Source organism: Paraburkholderia sp. (assembly GCF_035948235.1).
Taxonomy (GTDB): Bacteria; Pseudomonadota; Gammaproteobacteria; order Burkholderiales; family Burkholderiaceae; genus Paraburkholderia.
In genome coordinates this window covers 1-5,523 of the sequence record NZ_DASZJJ010000266.1, presented here as the reverse complement: position 1 = coordinate 5,523, position 5,523 = coordinate 1, and the positions used below count along the sequence as shown (strand labels likewise).

Annotated in this window: 3 protein-coding genes and 1 pseudogene; all 4 read right to left on the bottom strand. The window is 65.2% G+C overall.

Annotation, left to right across the window (positions count from 1 at the left end; genetic code table 11):
- Positions 1 to 137: pseudogene (locus VG320_RS23145) on the bottom strand (phosphoesterase); the annotation flags it as partial.
- Positions 127 to 2,730 (bottom strand): ligase-associated DNA damage response DEXH box helicase, encoded by a 2,604-nt coding sequence (locus VG320_RS23140; RefSeq protein ID WP_327202399.1) that lies wholly within the window; start codon positions 2,728 to 2,730, stop codon positions 127 to 129. The gene VG320_RS23140 and the pseudogene VG320_RS23145, both read right to left, overlap by 11 nt.
- Positions 2,727 to 4,415, bottom strand: coding sequence for an ATP-dependent DNA ligase (locus VG320_RS23135; RefSeq protein WP_327202398.1), 1,689 nt, complete (start codon positions 4,413 to 4,415; stop codon positions 2,727 to 2,729). Before VG320_RS23135 ends, VG320_RS23140 begins: the two co-directional genes overlap by 4 nt.
- Entirely contained in the window at positions 4,412 to 5,470 is a 1,059-nt protein-coding gene (locus VG320_RS23130; RefSeq protein WP_327202397.1) for a ligase-associated DNA damage response exonuclease, read from the bottom strand. The genes VG320_RS23135 and VG320_RS23130 overlap by 4 nt, the downstream gene beginning before the upstream one ends.
- Positions 5,471 to 5,523 lie beyond the last annotated feature (53 nt).

The following is a 5,523-nucleotide window of genomic DNA, read 5'->3' as shown; positions in this document are numbered from 1 at the left end:
GCGCGAAACACGGCGTCCTTACCCAGATGCACGTCCGCAACGAACAGGCTTTTGAGGACGGGATCAAACGCGGCGCGCCACGCGGAAAGTGTCAGCGGGTGCCCCTGCACGTCTATCGTCAGCGTTTCAGCAATCATGTTTATCCTCGACGCCGCGACGTTGTGCAGCCTTTTCGAGTTCGGCGAGCATGCGCTCGACGCGGTCGGCCAACTTCTCGGTCGTCACTTTTTCGCGCAGGCGCGCGACGATCAACGGAAAGGCGAACGGCGTGGGCTTTTTCGGTTGCGTCAGCACCAGGCGGCTCTCGTTCATACGCACGAGCGCGGCACGCATGCGCTGCAGTTCGAGTTCCTGCAACATGACCTCGCGGTCCGCCTGTTCGAGCAGCAGATTGCTGCTGTCGTGCTTGCGGAATACCTCGTAAAACAGGCTGCTCGACGCCTGCAATTGGCGCGCGCTTTTCTGCTGGCCAGGATGACCCTGAAAAACCAGCCCTGAAACCCGCGCGATCTCGCGGAAGCGTCGCGCGGAGAGTTCGGACGCGTTCAGGCTTGCGAGAATGTCGTGTTCGAGATTGTCCAGCGAAAACAGGCCCGCTTCAATCAACGCCTGCCAGTCAAACGGTTGCGCTGACAACAATTCGAATCCATAGTCGTTCATCGAAATCGAAAACGTGCTCGGCTGATCGCGCGCGACGCGCCAGGCGATCAGCGAACCGAGCCCGATATGCGCCATGCGCCCCGCAAACGGATAGCAAAAAAAATGGTGGCCTTCACGAGAACGCACGCGTTCCGCAACCAGCACGCCGGGCCCCGGCAACGCCGACCAACGCGCCTGAAGATCGAGCAGCGGCTTGATCGCACGCATTTCAGGTTCGTCGTAAATGCCGTCGTTCGCGCGGGCCAGCATGACGAGCGCGGCATCGGCAAGTTCGGACGACAACGGCATCTTGCTGCCCGCCCATTGCGGCATCGCGCCACGCGAAGACGTCGCGCGCCTCACATAGGCCGTCATGTCGCGCACACGCACGAGTTCGAGCGAGCGTCCTCCAAATGTAAAGACGTCGCCCGGCTTAAGGCGCGAGATAAACGACTCCTCCATCGCGCCGATGCGGCCACCGGTCAGGTACGCAACATTGATGGTTGCATTCGCAACAATCGTGCCGACGTTGTTGCGATGCCGCTTCACCAGTTCCTCGCGCGGCACGCGATAGACGCCATCGGCGTCGGCGACTACGCGATGGAAGTCCGGATAGGCCGCGAGCGACGTGCCGCCGCGTTCGACGAAGGCCAGCGCCCAGTCGAATTCGTCCTGGGTAAGATCGCGATAGGCGTAGGCGGTACGCACTTCATCGTAGATCGCCTCGCGCGTGAACCCGCCGCCGATGGCCACGCTCACGAGATGCTGCACCAGCACGTCGAGCGGCTTGAGCGGCATATCGCGACCTTCGATGCGTGCGCCTTCGATGGCCCAGCGCGCGGCCGCCGCCTCGACCAGTTCGAGCGCGTGCGTCGGCACGATCGTGACGCGCGAGACGCGGCCCGGCGCGTGACCCGAGCGGCCCGCGCGCTGCATCAGGCGCGCAACGCCCTTGGGCGAACCGATCTGGAATACGCGTTCCACCGGCAAAAAATCGACGCCCAGGTCGAGGCTAGAGGTGCAAATGACCACTTTGAGCAGGCCGTTTTTCAGGCCCGATTCAACCCAGTCGCGCACTTCCTTGTCGAGCGAACCATGATGCAGCGCGATCACGCCCGCCCAATCGGCGCGCCGTTCCAGCAGGGCGCGATACCAGATCTCCGCCTGCGAGCGCGTGTTCGTGAAGACGAGCGAGCTTTGCGCATGATCGATTTCATCCGCGACTGCGCCGACCTGGCGCGTACCGAGATGCCCGCCCCAGGGAAAGCGCTCGATGGTGTCTGGAATCAGCGTATCGACGATCAGCGTCCTGGGCTGCGCGCCGCGCACAATCACGCGCGGCGTACGTACCGAATGCAACAGCGCATCGTGCGCCAGCGCGAGATTGCCGAGCGTGGCCGACAATCCCCACACCTGTAGCCCGGGCCGCCAGTGCGCCAGACGCGCGAGTGCCAGTTGCGTCTGGGTGCCGCGCTTGTTGCCCAGCAACTCATGCCATTCGTCGACGACCACGAGCCGCACATGCGCGAGCGACGCCTGTGCGTCCGCGCGCGTGAGCATCAGCGACAGGCTTTCGGGCGTCGTAACCAGCGCCGACGGCATGCGGCGATTCTGCCGTGCGCGCTCGGCGGATGACGTGTCGCCGGTGCGCAGCCCGACCGTCCAGGGCACGTTCAGTCCTTGCACGGCTGACTGCAAGGCCCGCGCGCTATCGGCGGCGAGCGCCCGCATCGGTGTGATCCAGAGGACCGTTAGGGGCGCAGGCAAAGTGCTGCGCCGCGAGGCGTCTGCCGCGCCCGCATAGGCCGCCAGCGCGCCGATCCAGACCGCCCACGTTTTGCCCGCGCCCGTCGTTGCGTGCAGGAGCCCGCTTGCGCCACGCGCGATTTCGCGCCAGATTTCCTGCTGGAAATCGAAGGGCCGCCAGCCGCGTGCGTCGAACCACTGCGCGATGCGCTGTTCGATCGGCGTGCCCGCGAGCGCGGCGTCGTATTCGAATGGCCCGGGTTTGAAGGCTTCGGCCGCAGCGGCGTCCAGTCTGGCCTGGGCTGCCTGGGTGCGCGGAATACGACGCCCACGCGGCGCATTCATGCCTGCGCCTCGCCCATCGAATCGTTAAGGAATCCTTTTAACATGGCGAGCGTATCGGCGTCTTCGATGGATTTATCGGTACGCCAGCGCAGCATGCGCGGAAAGCGCACCGCAATGCCCGATTTATGACGTGGACTTGCCTGAATCCCTTCGAAGCCGATTTCGAACACGAGCGTTGGCGTCACACTGCGCACGGGACCGAACTTCTCGATGGTGGTCTTGCGCACGACGGCATCCACCTTGCGCATTTCCTCGTCGGTGAGTCCCGAATACGCCTTCGCGAAGGGCACCAGCGTGCGCACGCCATCGGTTTCGTCCCAGACGGCAAAGGTGAAATCCGTATAGAGGCTGGCGCGCCTTCCGTGACCGCGCTGCGCGTAGAGCAGCACCGCGTCGATCGCATACGGCTCGATCTTCCACTTCCACCAGGTGCCCGCTTCCTTGGTGCGCCCCACCCCATACAGCGACGTGCCCGCCTTGAGCATCAGGCCTTCCACGCCGCGCGAGCGGCTTTGCTCGCGCAGCTGGGCCAGTTCGGCCCAGCTCGCCGCCTTGACGAGCGGCGATACGCGCAACAAGTCCGGCACGCCCGGCTCCGTCTGGACCGCCAGCGACTGCGCCAGCGCTTCGAGCCGCGCGCGCCGTTGTATGAGCGGCTCCGTGCGCAGATCCTGCCCTTGCGCTTCGAGCAGGTCGTACGCGAGCAGCGCCGCTGGCGAGTCGCTGAGCACTTTCTTCGTCAGCGATTTACGCGTGATACGCGGCTGCAGACGCGCGAACGGCAGTGGCGCTGGCGCATCCGGCTCCCACGCGAGAATCTCCCCGTCGATCACGGTGCCGTCCGGCAAGGCCTCACCCAGCGCCACGAGTTCGGGAAAGCGCTCGGTCACGAGATCCTCGCCGCGCGACCAGATCCAGATGCGCCCCGCACGCTTGACCAGTTGCGCGCGAATGCCATCCCATTTCCACTCGACGATCCAGTCCGACACGGCGCCGAGTGTGGCGGGATCGGCCTGCAAGGGATGAGCGAGAAAGAACGGGTATGGCAGGCCGATATCGCTTTCATGCGGAGTATCGACATCGTCGCCTGCGGAGGTGGGCGCGATCAGCCGCAGATAGCGCGCGGCGCTGGGCGTCTGGCGCGAGTCGGTCCAGCCGACCATGCGCTGCGCGATGCGCTTGTGATCGACGTCCGCCACGCGAGCGAGGGCGCGCACAACCAGTTGCCGCGACACGCCCACGCGAAAACCGCCGCCAATCAGCTTGGTCAGCAGAAAGCGCTCGCCCCAGTTCAGTTCCTCCCAGTAATCGAGCAGACGTTCGCGCAGCACGTTCGCGTCGATGCCGCGCAAGGTCAGCACACGCTGCCCGATCCATTGCGCGAGGCCCAGCTCCGTTTCGCGCGTGGGGGGCGGCAGGACATGCGCAATGGTCTCGGCCAGATCGCCGACGGCCTGATACGACTCTTCGAAAAGCCACGCGGGCAAACCAGCGCGTTCGCGCGCGCACTCGACCAGCACCCGGGTAGGCACGGACTGGCGCGGCTTGCCGCCCGCCAGAAAATACGCGGCCCAGGCGGCGTCTTCGGGTTGCGCGCTCGCGAAATAGGCGATCAAGGCGTCGAGCTTGTCGTTGGTGGATGTGGTCGCATCGAGTGCGGTATATAGCGCGGCGAAGTGCTTCATTGCAACGCGTCCTGATCCTGCGTGGGCGTGGGCATGGGCGCGGCATCGGCTTCGATCGCGTCGTCGCCGTACTCGGTCGCGAACGCGCCTGCGTCGAGCCCCTGCTCCGTGAGCCAGCGCACCATCGGCTCGATCTGGCCATGCGTAACCATCACGCGCTGCGCGCCGCTCGCACCGATGGCGTATTGCAGCCCCGGCCAGTCGGCGTGATCCGAGAGCACGAAGCCGCGATCCACGCCGCGCCTTCGCCGCGTGCCGCGCAGACGCATCCAGCCCGATGCGAACGCATCGCTATAGTCGCCAAAGCGGCGCATCCAGGCGCTACCCTGCGCGGAAGGCGGCGCGATCACCAGCGCCTGGCTGAACGCAAGCTTGTCGCGCGCGGGAATCTCACTGACAAGACGCGTCTGCGGCAGATCGACTCCGGCTTCGCGATAAGCGCGATTCAAAGGCTCGACGGCGCCGTGGCAAAAGATCGGGCCGATGCCGCGATTCACGCCCGCCAGCACACGCTGCGCCTTGCCGAACGCATAGCAGAACAGCACCGAAGCGCGGCCTTCTGCAGCGTTGCGCTGCCACCAGGCATCGATACCATCGAAGATCGTTTGCGAAGGCTCCCAGCGATAGATTGGCAATCCGAAGGTCGATTCCGTGATGAAGGTATCGCAGCGCACCGGCTCGAACGGCGCGCAGGTCGGATCGGGTTCGACCTTGTAGTCGCCCGACGCCACCCACACTCGCCCGCCATGTTCGACCCGCACCTGCGATGAACCGAGCACATGCCCGGCCGGATGCAGCGACACCCGCACGCCCTGGATATCGACGGCTTCGCCGTATGGCACGCCTTGCACGTTGATGCCGGGCAGTCGCGAAAGCAGCACGCCCAGGCCCGCTTGCGCGCTCAGATAGCGGGCGTGGCCGAAGCGCGCATGATCGGCGTGCGCGTGCGTGATGACGGCGCGTTCAACCGGCCGCCAGGGGTCGATATAAAAATCGCCGGGCGGGCAATAGAGGCCCTCAGGGCGGGCGATGATCAGATCGGAAGCGTTGTCCACCAAGATTGTCCACCTGTGCCCAACTGGTCCAGTCTAGTGGATGCGAGAGCGAA